Here is a 15,181-nt window from a genome sequence, read left to right as displayed (position 1 = left end):
CTGCCTTCCCAATCATCTGAATACTCAGCCCAGCGCCTTTTCCAGGCCTGCCGGATCACTGATCGACACCCCCACAAGAGCACGATCAATCTTCTTGTTCAAGCCCGTCAAAACCTTGCCGGGGCCGCACTCTATGAGTGTTTCAACGCCATCGGCGGCCATTTTCTGCACCGAGGCTGTCCACAACACCGGGCTGTAGAGCTGCTGCAACAGGTTATTTTTGAGGCTATCAAGATCATCAGGCACGTCAGCACTGACATTCTGCACCACAGGAATATGTGGCATCTGCAACTCAATCGCACTCATCGCTTGTGCCATCTGATCTGCCGCAGGGCGCATGAGCGCACAGTGAGAAGGTACGCTGACAGGCAACGGAATGGCCCGTTTGGCTCCGGCAGCCTTGCATGCTTCAATAGCTCGCTCAACAGCCGCTTTTTCGCCGGCAATGACAACCTGCCCCGGGCAATTGTAGTTCACGGGAGATACCACGGCACCCTTTGCAGACGATTCACAGGCTGTCGCTATGGCGTCGTCATCAAGCCCCAGAATAGCAGCCATGGCACCGGTACCAGCCGGCACGGCCTGCTGCATATATTCCCCGCGCAGCTTGACCAGGCGAACACCATCAGCAAGACTCATGGCTCCGGCACATACCAGCGCTGTGTACTCACCCAGACTATGACCTGCCATGACAGTCGGATTAGCACCACCACGCTGCTGCCACAGACGCCATAGAGCAACACCTGCGGTTAACAGCGCAGGTTGCGTGTTCTCGGTACTGTTAAGCGCTTCCTCCGGGCCATTCTGGGTCATATCCCACAGATCAAAACCCAGCGCCTGCGAGGCCTCTGCGAAGGTTTCCTGAATAACCGGATGATCCGCAGCCAGCTCAGACAACATACCCAGCTGCTGAGACCCCTGACCGGGAAAAACGAAAGCAAGCGATTGAGACATGGCTTCCCCATTTCTGCACACGAGTGACTTCGCCCTTCAATGCTGCTGCAGAAGGACGCTCAAAGGGGGTAAGTGTACAACATTCGGGCGTAATTAGAACGTTTTGGCACTACCGTCACGGCTTTGCAGATCGAGCTCAAGCTGCTCACTGATACGCTCCGGCACATTCATTTGTGCTTCTGAGACCGCCTGATCAAGCGCGTAGCCAAAACAGCTGCGATTGGCACCACCGTGACTCTTGACCACAATCCCCTGCAGCCCAAGCAGGCTTGCACCATTACGGCGACCGGGATCCAGCTGAGCCTGCAACTCCTGCAACACAGGCCGAGCCAACAATGCCAACAGACGACGATAGAGATTAAGACCAAAACTGCGCCGCAGCTTGCGACTGATCAATCTTGCCAGCCCCTCGCTGCTCTTGAGCGCAATATTGCCAACAAAACCGTCACACACCACCAAATCCGCTTGACCTGAAAAAACCCCATCACCTTCAACAAAGCCAACGTAGTTGAGTTGCTTTTGCTCTGCCAGCAGGCGCGAGGCCAGCCTCACCTGCTCATTACCCTTGATCTCTTCAGCACCAATATTGAGCAACCCAACACGTGGACGGTCGATATTTTCCACCGCCCTGACCATAACAGATCCCATGATGGCAAACTGCAGCAGGTGGCTGGCGGTACAATCCACATTGGCACCAAGATCCAACATATAGCAGTGACCATTCACGGTCGGAACAGCCGAAGTGATGGCCGGTCGATCAATCCCTGGCAAGGTCTGCAAAATACCGCGCCCCAGCACCATCAGTGCCCCCGTATTTCCGGCACTGACACAGGCATGGGCACGACCATCAGCAACGGCCTGTAGAGCAAGGTACATGGAAGAGTCCTTGCGACGACGCAGCGCAAGTGCGGGCTTTTCATCCATGGCAACAACAGAATCGGCATGAACGATAGCAAGACGATCTAATTCAATGGAAGTGCAGTGTGACAAAAGAGGGTCTATCTGCTCCTGCCGGCCAACCAGAAGAATCCGGAGGGAGGGGTGACGCCGCAAGGCATCAATGGCAGCAGGAACGGTAACGCGGGGACCAAAGTCCCCGCCCATTGCATCAACCGCGATGCAATATCCAGCCGTCAAGCTTACTCGTCGCCCTGGGCGATGACCTGACGACCACGGTAAAAGCCGTCAGCGCTGACGTGGTGACGACGGTGTACTTCACCGGTAGTTGCGTCTACAGCCAGAGTCGGGCCGCTCAGTGCATCGTGTGAGCGACGCATATCGCGCTTTGAACGAGACTTTTTGTTCTGCTGTACTGCCATGGTATATAGCTCCTGGTTTAACTCTTATCGGCCTTTTCTTTAAGCTGGGCCAATACACTGAAAGGGTTTGGTTTTTCTTCCTGCGTCCGGGCCGTCTCTGCGTCACCGAACGAGGTCTGAATACTGCAATCATCGTGAAAAGGCACGAGCGGCAGGCTCAGCATCAACTCATCCTCGATGATTGGCAGCAGTTCAATCTCGTCCGTTTCCATGATCAAAGGATCATAGCAACGGGGCAGATTCTGTGCCTGCTCGTCTGTCAGTGTCACGGCAAGATTGAGCGATGCATCAATCTCGACACTGACGGGCTCAAGACAACGCTGACAAGTCATACGGACCTTGCCATGCGCTTCGCCACTGATAACCCGCAAGCGCTGTTCATCCTTGGCAAACCGGATCTGGACCTCAACGGTACCTTCACTATCCACAAGACAGGAAGCCAATCGGGGCATATCAGCTATATTGGCTGTGCCTTTGAATTCGGCTTCCCGCTCTGCCAGTTTGCGAGGGTCAACTTTCTTCGGTAATGGACCGTACGACATAAGCGCGCAATTCTATGGTCAGAACCCCGTCCTGTCAAAGAAAATAGGGGTTTCAGAGATTAATTTTAGGGTTAACATGGACACGACAGGTTTTAATTCGCAGCCGTGTAAGGATATCCCATGTTGCCCAACCTTGTTCTAGCGTCCAGCTCACCCTGGCGCCGCCAGGTACTCGACAAGCTTGGCCTGCCCTACCGCACCAAGCACCCCGATATTGATGAAACCCCAATACCAACAGAAGCGCCTGCAGATCTGGTCGCCCGCCTGGCACTGGAAAAAGCCAAGGCGGTGGCACCCACCTTCAAGAACGCACTGATCATCGGATCCGATCAGGTTGCAGTACTGGATGATCAGATCATCGGCAAGCCCGGCACTCACGAGCGTGCCCGACAGCAACTAAAAGATGCATCAGGTCGCACATTGACCTTTTTAACCGGCCTTTGCCTGCTGAATACCGCCACCGGGCAACATCAACTGGCGGTCATACCCTATCATGTGCATTTCCGCCCGCTCAGCAATCAACTGATCGAGGGATATCTGCAGTATGAGCAGCCTTATAACTGTGCCGGCAGCTTCAAGTCGGAAGCTGCCGGCATTGTACTCTTTGAGCGCCTCGAAGGGGATGACCCCAACGCCCTGATTGGACTGCCATTGATCGAGCTGGTCCGAATGCTTGAGCAGGAAGGGATCAACCTCTTCCAGATTTCAGCGTAGCACTTGCTCAGAACTCAGTCCGAGCTCCAGCGACAACTGCTTGGCGACCCCAATACCCAGCCGCTCGATAATACGATCCAGCGGCTGAGGCCGTGCGGTATAATCAACCAGCTTTTCGACCCCGACGACTTCACGTGCCACCATGGAAGTACTGCCAAGTCCGTCAATCAAGCCCAGATCAAGCGCTTGTTCTCCCGTCCAAATCAACCCCGAAAACAATTCATCGCCACCCTTCAACCGATCACCACGCCCATTCTTCACCTCGCGGATAAACTGCTGATGTGTGGTTTCCAGTACCGTTTGCCAAAACTCACGATCCTCATCCTTGAGAGGACTGAAAGGATCGAGGAACGCCTTGTTCTCACCGGCGGTCAATGTGCGACGCTCAACACCGATCTTCTCAATCAGGTCTACAAAGCCGAAGCTGGATGAGATCACACCAATTGAACCGACCAGGCTTGCCTTGTCGGCATATATCTCATCGGCCGCAGCGGCCATGTAATAGGCGCCTGATGCACCAATATCCGTGATTACCGCGTAAAGTTTTTTCTGTGGATACAGCTCACGCAGGCGCTTGATCTCGTCATAGACATATCCGGACTGCACCGGACTACCACCGGGGCTGTTGATCCGCATCACCACGGCATGACTGCGGTCCGCTTTGAAAGCATTACGCAGCGCGGTAATGATGGCATCAGCACTGGCTTCTTCTCCATCCATGATTGGCCCCGACACCTCAACCACGGCGGTATGTGCCTGAGGCACCACATCCTCCGCATTGAAGTTACTTCCTGACCAGAACAGCCACAACAGCGCAAACAGATATGAAAATGTAAGCAGCTTGAAGAAAATACCCCAGCGGCGCGCACGCCTATGTTCTACATTCAGACTGTTAACGACTTTTTCAATCAGGCGCCACTCACGCTGTGTACTCGGGCGATCCTTTTCCCTTGCATCCGTTGGTGTTTTTGATGATTCCGTATCCTGTGACCGGCCCACTTCTTCCGGTTCACCCCAATGATTATCGCTCACATTAATCCCTCAACTGATAAGTTTGTTGCGCTCACCATCAAGCCACTGCTCCAATTCAGGGAAGTGGTGCACTTCCCTGACTGGCTTGAGCACTTTGAGGCGGTCAATATGATGAGCACCATAGCTGACCGCAACCGTATCGATTCCGGCACGGCTGCCCATCTCAAGATCGTATTCCGTATCACCGATCATCAATGCTTCGTGCCGCTCCACACCCGTCTGCTCAAGAATCTCGTGCAGCATGTGCGGATCTGGCTTGGACGTGGTTTCATCCGCGCAGCGCGACAACTCAAACACCCAGCCCAAGCCCGTTTCGGCAAGCACGTGTTCAAGCCCGCGACGGCTTTTGCCGGTTGCAACCGCTAGCCGATATCCCTTGCGGTGAAGGCTTTCAAGCGTATGCTGCACTCCGGGAAACAGCGCAGTCGGTGTTTCATCCACACCCAGATAATAGTGGGCATATTGCCGGGTCATAGGCTCAATAACCTCATCACCCGAGGCCGGAAACAGTATTCTGAGCGCCTCAGGCAAACCCAGCCCGATGATATCGCGCGATGCCTCTTCCGTCGGCAGTGGCAGCTCAAGATCTCGTGCCGCAGCACGAATGCTGGAGACGATGCGTCCGGTCGAGTCGATTATGGTACCGTCCCAGTCAAAAATCAGCAGCTTATACAAGCCAAACTCCTTAAAAATCACACTACAGTGTGCCTTTCCATGCCTCAGTTTTCCTGCCGTGTTGGCCAGATCAGCAATTCACCCACATCCACATGTTCGGGCTGCGACAGGGCATACATAATACCGTTGGCGATATCCTCGGGCTTAAGCATGGCCGAGTCGTTACCGTACATGTTGCTTTTGACGATGCCACGAATCTTGTCATGACCAATGCTGTCTGGCAGTTCGGTGTCAACCGAGCCCGGCTGTATATCGGTTACACGCACACCAAAGCGGATCGACTCCTTTCGCAGGGTCTCGGAAATAGCTCTGACCGCATGCTTGGTGCCGGCATAAACACCTGCACTGGGGTAGGTCGTACGCGCAGCAATCGAACTGACATTGACAATATGACCCCGCTTGCGTTCCGCCATGCCTGAATACACGGCATTGATCGCATAAAGTACGCCCTTGATGTTCACATCGATCATGCGTTCCCACTCATCAACACGACCGTTAATGATTGGACTGATCGGCATGGTGCCGGCGTTGTTGATCAGGATATCGATACCGCCGCCCTCAGCCAGACGCAGGCCAAGCGACTCCATGGCAGCGCGGTCGGATACGTCGACCGGTTCTACACGTACCTGGGCGCCCTGTTGGCTCAGCTCCTGCGCCAGCGACTGCAGGCGATCAGCGCGGCGGGCCGAGAGCACCACCTCAGCACCCTCGACCGCCAAAGCACGCGCTACCGCTTGACCAATACCCGAGCTCGCACCGGTTACCCAGGCACGCTTTCCTTTGAAAGTCATTCGCTTACCCATTTAAATTAAACGTATTTCAATATCAGTAACAAAACCTATTTTGACCCATGCCTCAGGACACGTCCACAGCCTCTCTTCAACGAAAAAACCGCTGACGCAAGCGACAGCGGTTTTTTGATGGGTCAAATCAGCCGATCAACGATGCTTGAATTCAGGCTTGCGCTTTTCAGCAAAGGCATTCATGCCTTCTGAGCAGTCTTCAAAAGCAAAGGTGGACTGGAAGGCATGGCGCTCATGACGGAGTCCATCCGCCAAATGAGCATCCACAGCCATATTGACAGCCTGCTTGATCATAGCCACGGCCGGAGCCGAGTTGGAAGCAATCTTGCGCGCCGTCTTAAATGCAGTTTCGAGCAGCTCTTCCGCCGGAACGATACGCGACACCAGACCACTGCGTTCGGCTTCTTCAACATCCATCATGCGGCCGGTGAGACACATCTCCATCGCCTTGGCTTTGCCCACCGCCTTAGTCAGTCGCTGAGTACCACCGGCACCGGGCATGGTGCCGATGCCGATCTCGGGCTGGCCAAACTTGGCGGTTTCAGCGGCAATGATGAAGTCACAGGCCATGGCCATCTCGCAGCCACCACCGAGTGCAAAACCTGCCACGGCCGCGATCACCGGCTTGCGCGCTTCATCAATGGCACGCCAGCCGTCACGCTTCACGTAGGGAAAGTTCAGCGCATACAGGGAGGCGAAGCTGTGCTCTTTCATCTCCTTGATATCGGCACCAGCCGCAAACACCTGCTCACCACCGGTCAGCATGATGCAGCGAACATTGTCATCCGCTTCCAGAGCATCAATCGCTTGCCCCAGCTCAGAGGTCAATTGCAGGTTCAGCGCGTTCAACGCCTTTGGGCGGTTCAGCGTGACGATACCGACACCATCACGCACCTCCACCAGAACTGTTTCAAATTCCATGATCATACCTTTTACTTCGGATGACGACGGCTCTGCACGAAGCGGAAGCGGTTGGACACAAACGCGTAGTCTGTCAGGCTAGCATTGGCAGCCGGGTTGCCACCAGTCGCATGGAAGTCACTGAATGCCGCACTCTGGTTGACGAATACACCGCCGGTCAGGTTGACACTCAGTGCCACACAGGCATCCAGCGCCGCTTCTTCAATCTTCTCAAGCTGAGCATCATCACTACTGTAGCAACCCATGGTGATGGCGCCATGCTTCTTCACGATGTCACGTGCCAACTCAATGCTGTGGTCACGGCTGTCACTGCGCACGATAAAGCTGATCGGACCAAACAGCTCCTGCCCCCAGACATCTTCCTTGGCGGCATCGATAGTCATGATCAGCGGGCTGCGTACACGCGCATTCTCGAATTGCGGATGTGTCAGGCGCTCGGAGTCGCGCACCACTATACCCAATGACTTGCTGTCATCAATACGTTTGTCAGTGGCTTCGGACTGAATGGCGCCCAGCACCATGGCGGCACGGTCAGGATCAGACAGGAACTTGGTTACGCCGGTTGCAAGCGCTTCCGCCACTTCATCAAAGCTTTTGTGACCAAGATCGGTATCGATACCGTCTTTCGGCACAAAAATGTCCTGAGTGGTGGTACACATCTGACCGGAATACAGGCTCAGAGTGAACGCCAGGTTACGCACCATGCCTTTGAAGTCATCGGTAGAGTCGATGACGATAGTGTTGGCACCGGCCTTCTCGGTATATACCTGTGCCTGCGGGCAGTTCTGTTCCAACCAGTCACCAAACGCGGTGTTGCCGGTAAAGTCGATCAGCTTCACTTCCGGACGCTGAGCCAGGGTCATGGTTTCCGGCTTGGCAGCATCGGCATCAACAAACAGAGACACGATATGCGGTGGCAGTCCCTGCTCTTTCAGCACTTCCTGCGCAACCTTAACGCTGATCGCCGCCGGTAGTACAGCAGCCGGATGCGCCTTGACCACTACCGGGTTACCGGTCACGAGAGACGCAAACAGGCCCGGGTATGTATTCCAGGTCGGGAAAGTGGAGCAACCGATCACCAGCGCAACACCACGGCCACAGACAGTGAACTTCTTCTCCATTACCAGCGGGTCATGTTTGCCCTGCGGCTTGGTCCAGGTCGCCTGAGTCGGCACGCTGGCCATGGTTTCATAACCATAGGCAACGGCCTCAAGGCCGCGGTCCTGGGCGTGCGGGCCACCGGCCTGGAACGCCATCATGAACCCTTGACCGGATGTATGCATCACCGCATGGGCGATCTCGAAGCTGCGCTTGTTCAGACGATCCAGAATCTCAAGACAGATACCAGTACGCCCTTCAACACCGGCGTCACGCCAGGCTTTCCGCGCTTCTTCCATCGCCGGCAGCAGCTTGTCCATATCCACGGTCGGGTACTGAATGTTCATCTCGATGCCGTAAGGGGACACTTCGGCACCGGTGCGACCGCTGATACCCGGCATATCCAGCTCGAACGGCTGGTTCAGATGAGCCTTGAACGCCGCCTCTCCGTCTTCAGCAGCGGTTTCACCGTAGGCGCGAGGGCTCGGGTTTTCAGACCAGGGGCTGAAGTAATCGCGGCTATGAATCGCTTTCAGTGCGCCATCCAAAGTCGCTTTATGCTTGGCAAAAAGATTGTCGCTCATCAGGGTCTCCCATTGTGCTGAACGCCGGATCTGTTACGGCGCAGGCTTATTCTGGTTATGTATTCTGCATACGTTGACAGCATTGCTGCACGCAAAGATCAGAAGCATTACTGCAGGTGATAGCAGCATCTGCGCGCGATCGTGACTATAGTAGTCGTTATGATCCAACACGATACAACAAAGATTGTGATACGAAAAGAACAATATAGGTGCTAAATATTGTATCTCTTTTCAATTTTAGGTTAACCTTGCGCCAACTGTCGGGCCGCTTTGCCGGATTACTACAACTTATATATGTGCAAGCTGCAGGCCCCATGATTGTTGCCAATACGGCGGACGCATCCACAAGCTTAGCCGCTTTACCGGATGCGTAAAATAACAAAACACAGATGACGGTAATTCTATGCAACACGAGTATCAGGACATCCTTGTTTCTGAGGTCGTTGATGGTGTTCTGACCATCACCCTCAACCGTCCGGAAGCCTACAACGCGCTGCGTACCCAGCTGCTCAGCGAGCTGGCGGACGTACTCCAGCAGTGCAGTGACAATGACAGTGTCCGCGCTGTTGTCATCACTGGCAACGAAAAGGTCTTTGCCGCCGGGGCTGACATCAAGGAAATGGCGGCACTTGACGCTGTGGGCGTACTTAACGATCCGCGCGTTCTGCACTGGCGTCGTATTGCCCAATTCCCCAAGCCCCTGATCGCCGCCGTAAACGGTTTTGCATTGGGTGGCGGCTGCGAACTGGTGATGCATGCCGACATCGTGATTGCCGGTGACAATGCCCAGTTTGGCCAGCCGGAAATCAATCTTGGTATTATTCCCGGCGCCGGGGGTACACAGCGCCTGATTCGCACCGTCGGCAAATCGATGGCGATGCAGCTGGTGCTGTCCGGCGAATTCATTTCTGCCCAGCAGGCTCGGGACTTCGGATTGATCAGCGAAGTTACCATTCCGGAGCGTTCACTGGAGCGTGCAACTGAACTGGCGCGCAAGATCGCAACCAAGCCGCCCATTGCCGTACGCCAGGCCAAGGAAGTTTTGCTCAAGGCATACGATACCACTTTGGACAGCGGCCTGAGCCTTGAGCGCAAGGCGTTCACCCTGCTCGCCGCCACTGAAGACCGCAATGAAGGCATCGCTGCGTTCATGGAAAAACGTAAACCGAACTTCACAGGAAAATAACCGCCATGGCATACGAAACCATCGAATTTGAAATTACCGAAGGGGTTGCAGTACTGACCCTGAACCGTCCTGATCGGATGAACAGTTTCAACACTCAGATGCATGGCGAAGTTCGCGATGCGCTGAAGCAGGTGAAGAAAGATGGCAGTGTCCGCTGCCTGCTGATCACCGGTAATGGTCGCGGTTTCTGCGCCGGCCAGGACCTGAGCGATCGTAACGTGGATCCCAATGCCGAGATGCCGAATCTGGGCGAGTCCATCGAGAAAAACTACAACCCACTGATCCGGACCCTGCAGGGCCTCGAAATGCCGGTTATCTGTGCCGTAAACGGCGTTGCCGCCGGCGCGGGTGCCAACATCGCCTTTGCCTGCGACATCGTACTGGCAGCGCGCTCCGCCTCCTTCATTCAAGCATTTTGCAAGATTGGTCTCGTGCCGGACTCCGGCGGCACCTGGACGCTGCCGCGTCTGGTCGGCCACGCCCGCGCCATGGCCCTGTCCATGTTGGGTGACAAAATCAGTGCCGAACAGGCTCAGAGCTGGGGCATGATCTGGCAGGTGATCGATGACGAGCAGCTGAAGGATGAAGCACTCTCCATGGCCAAGCGTCTGGCGACTCAGCCAACCAAGGGTCTGGCTCTGATCAAGCGTGCCATTCAGTCCAGCTGGGACAACAGCTTCGATGAGCAGCTGGATCTTGAACGTGACCTGCAGACTTTGGCCGGTCGCACCGAAGACTACCGTGAAGGCGTCAAAGCGTTCATGGAAAAACGTCAGCCCGACTTCAAAGGCAAGTGATCCATGTTTGATACTAATTCCGTTATTGGTGTAATTGGTGCAGGTACCATGGGTGCCGGTATCGCTCAGGTAGCGGCTCAGGCCGGTCACCCGGTATTGCTGTTTGATGCCGCTGAAGGCGCAGCCGCTCGCGGTCGTGACGGCGTTGCCAAGGGGCTGCAGAAGCTGGTCGAGCGCGGCAAGATGACGGCAGAAGCGGTTGAAGCGCTGGTTGCACGCATCGCTCCCATCGCCTCGCTTGAAGAGATGGCTCCCGCCGCATTGGTGATTGAAGCCATTGTCGAGCGGCTTGACGTGAAGCAGAGCGTATTCGGACAGCTGGAAGAGATCTGTTCCGAAAGCACGGTACTGGCCACCAACACCTCCTCCATTTCCGTAACCGCCATAGGCAGCACGCTGAAGCGTCCGCAGAACCTGGTGGGCATGCATTTCTTCAACCCGGCTCCGATCATGAAGCTGGTGGAAGTAATCAGCGGTCTGGATACACGCCAGGACGTGGCCGATGCCATTTATAGCCTGTCCGCCAGCTGGGGCAAGAAGCCGGTTCATGCCAAGTCTACACCGGGCTTTATCGTTAACCGTGTAGCGCGCCCCTTCTATGCAGAAGGTTTCCGTATCTCGCAGGAAGGCGGTGCTGATAACGCCACCATCGACGCGGTCATTCGTGAAGCCGGCGGTTTCCGTATGGGGCCGTTCGAGCTGACCGACCTGATCGGCCATGACGTGAACTATGCGGTGACCTCCTCCGTGTTCGCGGCCTACTACAACGACCAGCGTTTCCTGCCCTCCCTGATTCAGCTTGAACTGGTCAATGCCGGTCACTTCGGCCGCAAGAGCGGCAAGGGCTTCTACGACTACAGGGAAGGCGCGGTCAAGCCTCAGCCTCAGACGGCCGAAGCTGCTGAAAAGCCGGCCAGCGTTACCATCGAGGGTGAGCTGGGTGTTGCCGAGCCGCTGGTCGCTCAGTTTGAAGCCGCCGGTATTGAAGTGATTCGCACCGAAGGCGATGGCCGCATCCGCGTCGGTGATGCCACACTGGTCCTGACCAATGGCCAGTTCAGCACCGTCCGTGCCGCCGAGACCGGCTACCGCAACCTGATTCAGTTTGATCTGGCACTAGATTACGCGGCCTCAACCCGCATTGCGCTGGCTCCGGCTGATCAGGCCGATGCCGACGCCGTACGCCAGGCCACCGGCCTGTTCCAGGCGGCCGGCAAGGCGGTCAGCGTGATCGATGATATCCCGGGTATGATCGTGATGCGCACCCTGGCCATGCTGGCCAACGAAGGCTTCGACGCCGTCAATCAGCAGGTATGCAACGAGGAAGCGGTCGATATCGCCATGCAGGGTGGTGTCAACTATCCGCGCGGGCCGATCAGCTGGGCAACGGAAGTAGGCCTGGGCCGCATTCTGAATGTGCTGCGCAACATTGGCGCCAGCTATGGTGAAGACCGCTATCGTCCGTCTCCCCTGCTGCTGCGAAAGGTTGCAGGAGGACGTAAGGCATGAGCGTTGACAACATGACTCCGGAGCAACTTGCCGTTGCCTGCAGCGAAGCAATGCATACCACTGACTATGCCGCACAGGGACTTGAGATCAGCATTGACGAGACTCGCCCCGGCTATGCCCGTCTGAGCATGACCGTACGCAAGGATATGCTGAACGGTCACGGCATGTGTCACGGCGGCTTTATTTTCGCCTTGTCAGACACGGCCTTTGCCCACTCCTGCAACAGCTACAATAAAGTAACGGTTGCCAGCGGTTGCAGCATTGAATACGTCGCTCCCGGCTTCCTCGGTGATCGTCTCACCGCGGTTGCACAGGAGCGTCAACGCAAGGGACGCACCGGCGTGTATGACATCACTGTCTATAACCAGAACAATGAAGAGCTGGCTTTCTTCCGCGGCAAGTCCTACCAGATCAAGGGTAGTGTCATCCCGGAAGACGAGACCACGGCCTGAGGAGAAACCCAATGAAAGACGCTTTTATCTGTGATGCGATCCGCACGCCGATCGGTCGTTATGCCGGTGCTCTTGCCGGCGTGCGCGCCGATGACCTGGGCGCCATTCCGATGCAGGCGCTGATGCAGCGTAACCCGGATGTTGACTGGAGCCAGGTGGATGACGTGATCTACGGTTGTGCCAACCAGGCCGGTGAAGACAACCGCAACGTAGCACGCATGTCCTCTCTGCTGGCTGGCCTGCCGGTGAGCGTTCCAGGCACGACCGTTAACCGTCTGTGCGGTTCCGGCATGGATGCAGTTGGCCTTGCGGCCCGCTCCATCAAGTCCGGTGACTGTGAACTGATGATCGCCGGCGGCGTCGAGTCCATGTCCCGCGCACCTTTTGTGATGGGTAAGGCCGAATCCGCTTTTACCCGCAATCCGAATGGTCTGTATGACACCACTATCGGCTGGCGTTTCATCAACCCGCTGATGAAATCTCAGTACGGCGTGGACTCCATGCCGGAAACCGCCGAGAACGTTGCGGCCGACTTCAATGTAAGCCGTGAGGATCAGGACGCCTTTGCCTTCCGCAGCCAGCAGCGCACCGCTACTGCTCAACAGAATGGCAAACTGTCCCAGGAGATCGTGCCGGTCACCATTCCCCAGCGTAAGGGTGACCCCAAGGTCGTTGACACTGACGAGCACCCCCGTGCCGATACCACCATGGAAATCCTGGCGGGGCTAAAAGCACCGTTCAGAGCTGGCGGTTCCGTAACGGCGGGTAACGCGTCCGGCGTCAATGATGGTGCCTGTGCCCTGCTGATCGCCTCCGCTGAAGCCGCCAAGGCCCACGGCCTGACACCGAAAGCGCGCATTGTCGCCATGGCGACAGCTGGTGTTGAACCACGCATCATGGGCTTCGGTCCGGCACCGGCCGCACGCAAGGTTCTGGCCAAGGCCGGGCTCAAAATTGAAGATATGGACGTCATTGAGCTGAACGAAGCGTTTGCTGCTCAGGCACTGGCCGTCACCCGCGATCTCGGCCTGCCGGATGATGCGGCCCATGTAAACCCGAATGGTGGTGCCATCTCTCTGGGACACCCGCTGGGCATGAGTGGTGCGCGCTTGATCACAACTGCCATGTACGAACTGCACCGTACCGGTGGCCGTTATGCACTGTGCATGATGTGCATCGGTGTCGGCCAGGGTATTGCAACAATTATTGAACGAGTCTGATGCTGCGGCTTCAGGAATCTAATAATTATTAACCTACAAGCAACGGGATAATAATAAGCATGAACTATCAACAGCCAATGATGCGCGGTTCCCTTGAAGAAATCGAAACAGCCAGCATCGACGAACTGCGTTCTCTGCAGCTGCGCCGTATGCGCTGGAGCCTGGCGCACGCCTATAACAACGTACCCCACTTCAAACAGAAGTGTGATGAAAAGGGTGTGCACCCGCACGAGCTTAAGTCTCTGGAAGACCTGAAGCACTTCCCGTTCACCACCAAGCAGGATCTGCGCGACAACTATCCATACGGCATGTTCGCCATTCCGATGGAAGACGTAGTGCGTATCCACGCCTCTTCCGGTACGACCGGCAAGCCGACCGTAGTGGGTTATTCCCAGAACGATATCGACACCTGGGCCAACGTGGTTGCGCGCTCCATCCGCGCTGCTGGCGGCCACCGCGGTGACAAGGTTCACGTTGCCTATGGTTACGGCCTGTTTACCGGTGGTCTGGGCGCACATTACGGTGCCGAGCGCCTGGGCTGCACCGTCATCCCGATGTCAGGCGGCCAGACCGAGAAGCAGGTTCAGCTGATTCAGGATTTCGAGCCGGATCTGATCATGGTGACTCCGTCCTACTTCCTGAACATTCTGGATGAGATGGAACGCCAGGGCGTAGACCCTCGCAAGATCCGTCTGCGTACCGGTATCTTCGGCGCCGAGCCCTGGACCGGCGAGATGCGCAAGAGCATCGAAGAGCGTGCCGGTATCGATGCGGTCGACATCTACGGCCTGTCCGAGGTAATGGGACCGGGTGTAGCGATGGAATGTATCGAAACCAAAGACGGTCCCACCATCTGGGAAGACCACTTCTATCCGGAAATCATCGATCCGAACACCGGCGAAGTGCTGCCGGATGGCGAATACGGCGAATTGGTGTTCACGTCTCTGACCAAGGAAGCGATGCCGGTTGTGCGTTACCGCACCCGTGACCTGACCCGCCTGCTGCCGGGCACCGCTCGCTCCATGCGTCGCATCGACAAGATTACCGGTCGTTCCGATGACATGCTGATCATCCGTGGGGTGAACGTGTTCCCGACCCAGATCGAAGAGCAGATTCTCAAGGTGGAAGCACTGGCGCCTCACTATGAGATCGTTGTCACCAAGAACGGCAATCTGGATATGGTTGAAGTGAAGGTGGAGCTGACTCCGGCAGCGACTGCAGCCAACAAGGATGCCGTCACCAAGGAGCTGTCACACCACATCAAGTCCTACATCGGCATCAGCACCCGCATCACCATTGGTGAGCCGGGTACCATTGCCCGCTCCGAAGGCAAGGCACAGCGCGTGTCTGACCTGCGCAACAAGGGCTGAATCGG

Annotated in this window: 16 protein-coding genes; 7 read left to right on the top strand and 9 right to left on the bottom strand. The window is 56.2% G+C overall.

The annotated features are described in order from the left end of the window. Nucleotides 1-24: 24 nt before the first annotated feature. From fabD to ACAM29_RS05000, 4 genes are all read right to left on the bottom strand, one after another. Entirely contained in the window at nt 25-954 is a 930-nt protein-coding gene (gene fabD / locus ACAM29_RS05015) for an ACP S-malonyltransferase (RefSeq protein WP_369623415.1), read from the bottom strand. A gap of 93 nt (nt 955-1,047) precedes the next feature. Beyond that, nucleotides 1,048-2,091 (bottom strand): phosphate acyltransferase PlsX, encoded by a 1,044-nt coding sequence (gene plsX, locus ACAM29_RS05010; RefSeq protein WP_369623414.1) that lies wholly within the window; start codon nt 2,089-2,091, stop codon nt 1,048-1,050. A 2-nt stretch (nt 2,092-2,093) separates the two neighbouring features. Next, a complete protein-coding gene (gene rpmF / locus ACAM29_RS05005; protein WP_091823987.1) occupies nt 2,094-2,273 on the bottom strand; it encodes a 50S ribosomal protein L32 in 180 nt (59 codons plus the stop codon). A gap of 17 nt (nt 2,274-2,290) precedes the next feature. Then, entirely contained in the window at nt 2,291-2,815 is a 525-nt protein-coding gene (locus ACAM29_RS05000; RefSeq protein WP_091823984.1) for a YceD family protein, read from the bottom strand. Between the two features lie 120 nt (nt 2,816-2,935). On the opposite strand from ACAM29_RS05000, the gene ACAM29_RS04995 reads away from it, so the two are divergent. After that, complete coding sequence (locus ACAM29_RS04995) at nt 2,936-3,529, top strand: nucleoside triphosphate pyrophosphatase (protein ID WP_369623413.1); 594 nt, start codon at nt 2,936-2,938, stop codon at nt 3,527-3,529. Here the strand turns inward: ACAM29_RS04995 and ACAM29_RS04990 are convergent. From ACAM29_RS04990 to paaN, 5 genes are all read right to left on the bottom strand, one after another. Further along, entirely contained in the window at nt 3,521-4,441 is a 921-nt protein-coding gene (locus tag ACAM29_RS04990; protein ID WP_369625119.1) for a S49 family peptidase, read from the bottom strand. The genes ACAM29_RS04995 and ACAM29_RS04990 overlap by 9 nt on opposite strands. A 129-nt stretch (nt 4,442-4,570) precedes the next feature. Beyond that, on the bottom strand, nt 4,571-5,236 hold the full coding sequence (locus ACAM29_RS04985; protein ID WP_369623412.1) for an HAD-IA family hydrolase: 666 nt from the start codon (nt 5,234-5,236) through the stop codon (nt 4,571-4,573). Nucleotides 5,237-5,280: 44 nt separating this feature from the next. Beyond that, nucleotides 5,281-6,027 (bottom strand): SDR family oxidoreductase, encoded by a 747-nt coding sequence (locus ACAM29_RS04980; protein WP_206834240.1) that lies wholly within the window; start codon nt 6,025-6,027, stop codon nt 5,281-5,283. A gap of 147 nt (nt 6,028-6,174) precedes the next feature. After that, on the bottom strand, nt 6,175-6,960 hold the full coding sequence (locus tag ACAM29_RS04975) for an enoyl-CoA hydratase-related protein (protein WP_369623411.1): 786 nt from the start codon (nt 6,958-6,960) through the stop codon (nt 6,175-6,177). An 11-nt stretch (nt 6,961-6,971) separates the two neighbouring features. Further along, nucleotides 6,972-8,642: a phenylacetic acid degradation protein PaaN gene (gene paaN, locus ACAM29_RS04970; RefSeq protein ID WP_369623410.1), complete on the bottom strand. Its 1,671-nt coding sequence runs from the start codon at nt 8,640-8,642 to the stop codon at nt 6,972-6,974. 403 nt (nt 8,643-9,045) lie between these two features. On the opposite strand from paaN, the gene paaF reads away from it, so the two are divergent. Genes paaF through paaK form a run of 6 tightly spaced genes read left to right on the top strand, consistent with a single transcriptional unit; the run spans nt 9,046 to nt 15,176 of the window. Next, complete coding sequence (gene paaF, locus ACAM29_RS04965; RefSeq protein WP_091823960.1) at nt 9,046-9,828, top strand: 2,3-dehydroadipyl-CoA hydratase PaaF; 783 nt, start codon at nt 9,046-9,048, stop codon at nt 9,826-9,828. Nucleotides 9,829-9,833: 5 nt separating this feature from the next. Then, entirely contained in the window at nt 9,834-10,625 is a 792-nt protein-coding gene (gene paaG, locus ACAM29_RS04960; protein WP_206834246.1) for a 2-(1,2-epoxy-1,2-dihydrophenyl)acetyl-CoA isomerase PaaG, read from the top strand. A 3-nt stretch (nt 10,626-10,628) separates the two neighbouring features. After that, entirely contained in the window at nt 10,629-12,134 is a 1,506-nt protein-coding gene (paaH, locus tag ACAM29_RS04955) for a 3-hydroxyacyl-CoA dehydrogenase PaaH (RefSeq protein ID WP_091823955.1), read from the top strand. Next, nucleotides 12,131-12,586, top strand: coding sequence for a hydroxyphenylacetyl-CoA thioesterase PaaI (gene paaI, locus ACAM29_RS04950; protein WP_091823952.1), 456 nt, complete (start codon nt 12,131-12,133; stop codon nt 12,584-12,586). The genes paaH and paaI overlap by 4 nt, the downstream gene beginning before the upstream one ends. A gap of 11 nt (nt 12,587-12,597) precedes the next feature. Beyond that, on the top strand, nt 12,598-13,806 hold the full coding sequence (gene pcaF, locus ACAM29_RS04945) for a 3-oxoadipyl-CoA thiolase (protein ID WP_206834248.1): 1,209 nt from the start codon (nt 12,598-12,600) through the stop codon (nt 13,804-13,806). Nucleotides 13,807-13,865: 59 nt separating this feature from the next. Further along, nucleotides 13,866-15,176, top strand: a complete 1,311-nt coding sequence (gene paaK, locus ACAM29_RS04940; RefSeq protein ID WP_091823946.1) for a phenylacetate--CoA ligase PaaK — start codon at nt 13,866-13,868, stop codon at nt 15,174-15,176. Nucleotides 15,177-15,181 lie beyond the last annotated feature (5 nt).

The organism is Marinobacterium sp. BA1 (genome assembly GCF_041155135.1).
Lineage (GTDB): Bacteria > Pseudomonadota > Gammaproteobacteria > Pseudomonadales > Balneatricaceae > Marinobacterium > Marinobacterium iners.
The sequence above is the reverse complement of the archived record's forward strand: the minus strand, read 5'-3'. Positions and strand labels throughout refer to the sequence as shown.

Excerpts from the sequence above, each read along its gene's own strand:
- ACAM29_RS04995 (WP_369623413.1), top strand. The coding sequence starts at position 2,936 with ATGTTGCCCAACCTTGTTCTAGCGTCCAGCTCACCCTGGCGCCGCCAG.
- pcaF (WP_206834248.1), top strand. The coding sequence starts at position 12,598 with ATGAAAGACGCTTTTATCTGTGATGCGATCCGCACGCCGATCGGTCGT.
- paaG (WP_206834246.1), top strand. The coding sequence starts at position 9,834 with ATGGCATACGAAACCATCGAATTTGAAATTACCGAAGGGGTTGCAGTA.
- paaN (WP_369623410.1), bottom strand. The coding sequence starts at position 8,642 with ATGAGCGACAATCTTTTTGCCAAGCATAAAGCGACTTTGGATGGCGCA.
- ACAM29_RS05000 (WP_091823984.1), bottom strand. The coding sequence starts at position 2,815 with ATGTCGTACGGTCCATTACCGAAGAAAGTTGACCCTCGCAAACTGGCA.
- paaH (WP_091823955.1), top strand. The coding sequence starts at position 10,629 with ATGTTTGATACTAATTCCGTTATTGGTGTAATTGGTGCAGGTACCATG.
- paaF (WP_091823960.1), top strand. The coding sequence starts at position 9,046 with ATGCAACACGAGTATCAGGACATCCTTGTTTCTGAGGTCGTTGATGGT.
- paaK (WP_091823946.1), top strand. The coding sequence starts at position 13,866 with ATGAACTATCAACAGCCAATGATGCGCGGTTCCCTTGAAGAAATCGAA.
- ACAM29_RS04975 (WP_369623411.1), bottom strand. The coding sequence starts at position 6,960 with ATGGAATTTGAAACAGTTCTGGTGGAGGTGCGTGATGGTGTCGGTATC.
- fabD (WP_369623415.1), bottom strand. The coding sequence starts at position 954 with ATGTCTCAATCGCTTGCTTTCGTTTTTCCCGGTCAGGGGTCTCAGCAG.
- rpmF (WP_091823987.1), bottom strand. The coding sequence starts at position 2,273 with ATGGCAGTACAGCAGAACAAAAAGTCTCGTTCAAAGCGCGATATGCGT.
- ACAM29_RS04980 (WP_206834240.1), bottom strand. The coding sequence starts at position 6,027 with ATGACTTTCAAAGGAAAGCGTGCCTGGGTAACCGGTGCGAGCTCGGGT.
- paaI (WP_091823952.1), top strand. The coding sequence starts at position 12,131 with ATGAGCGTTGACAACATGACTCCGGAGCAACTTGCCGTTGCCTGCAGC.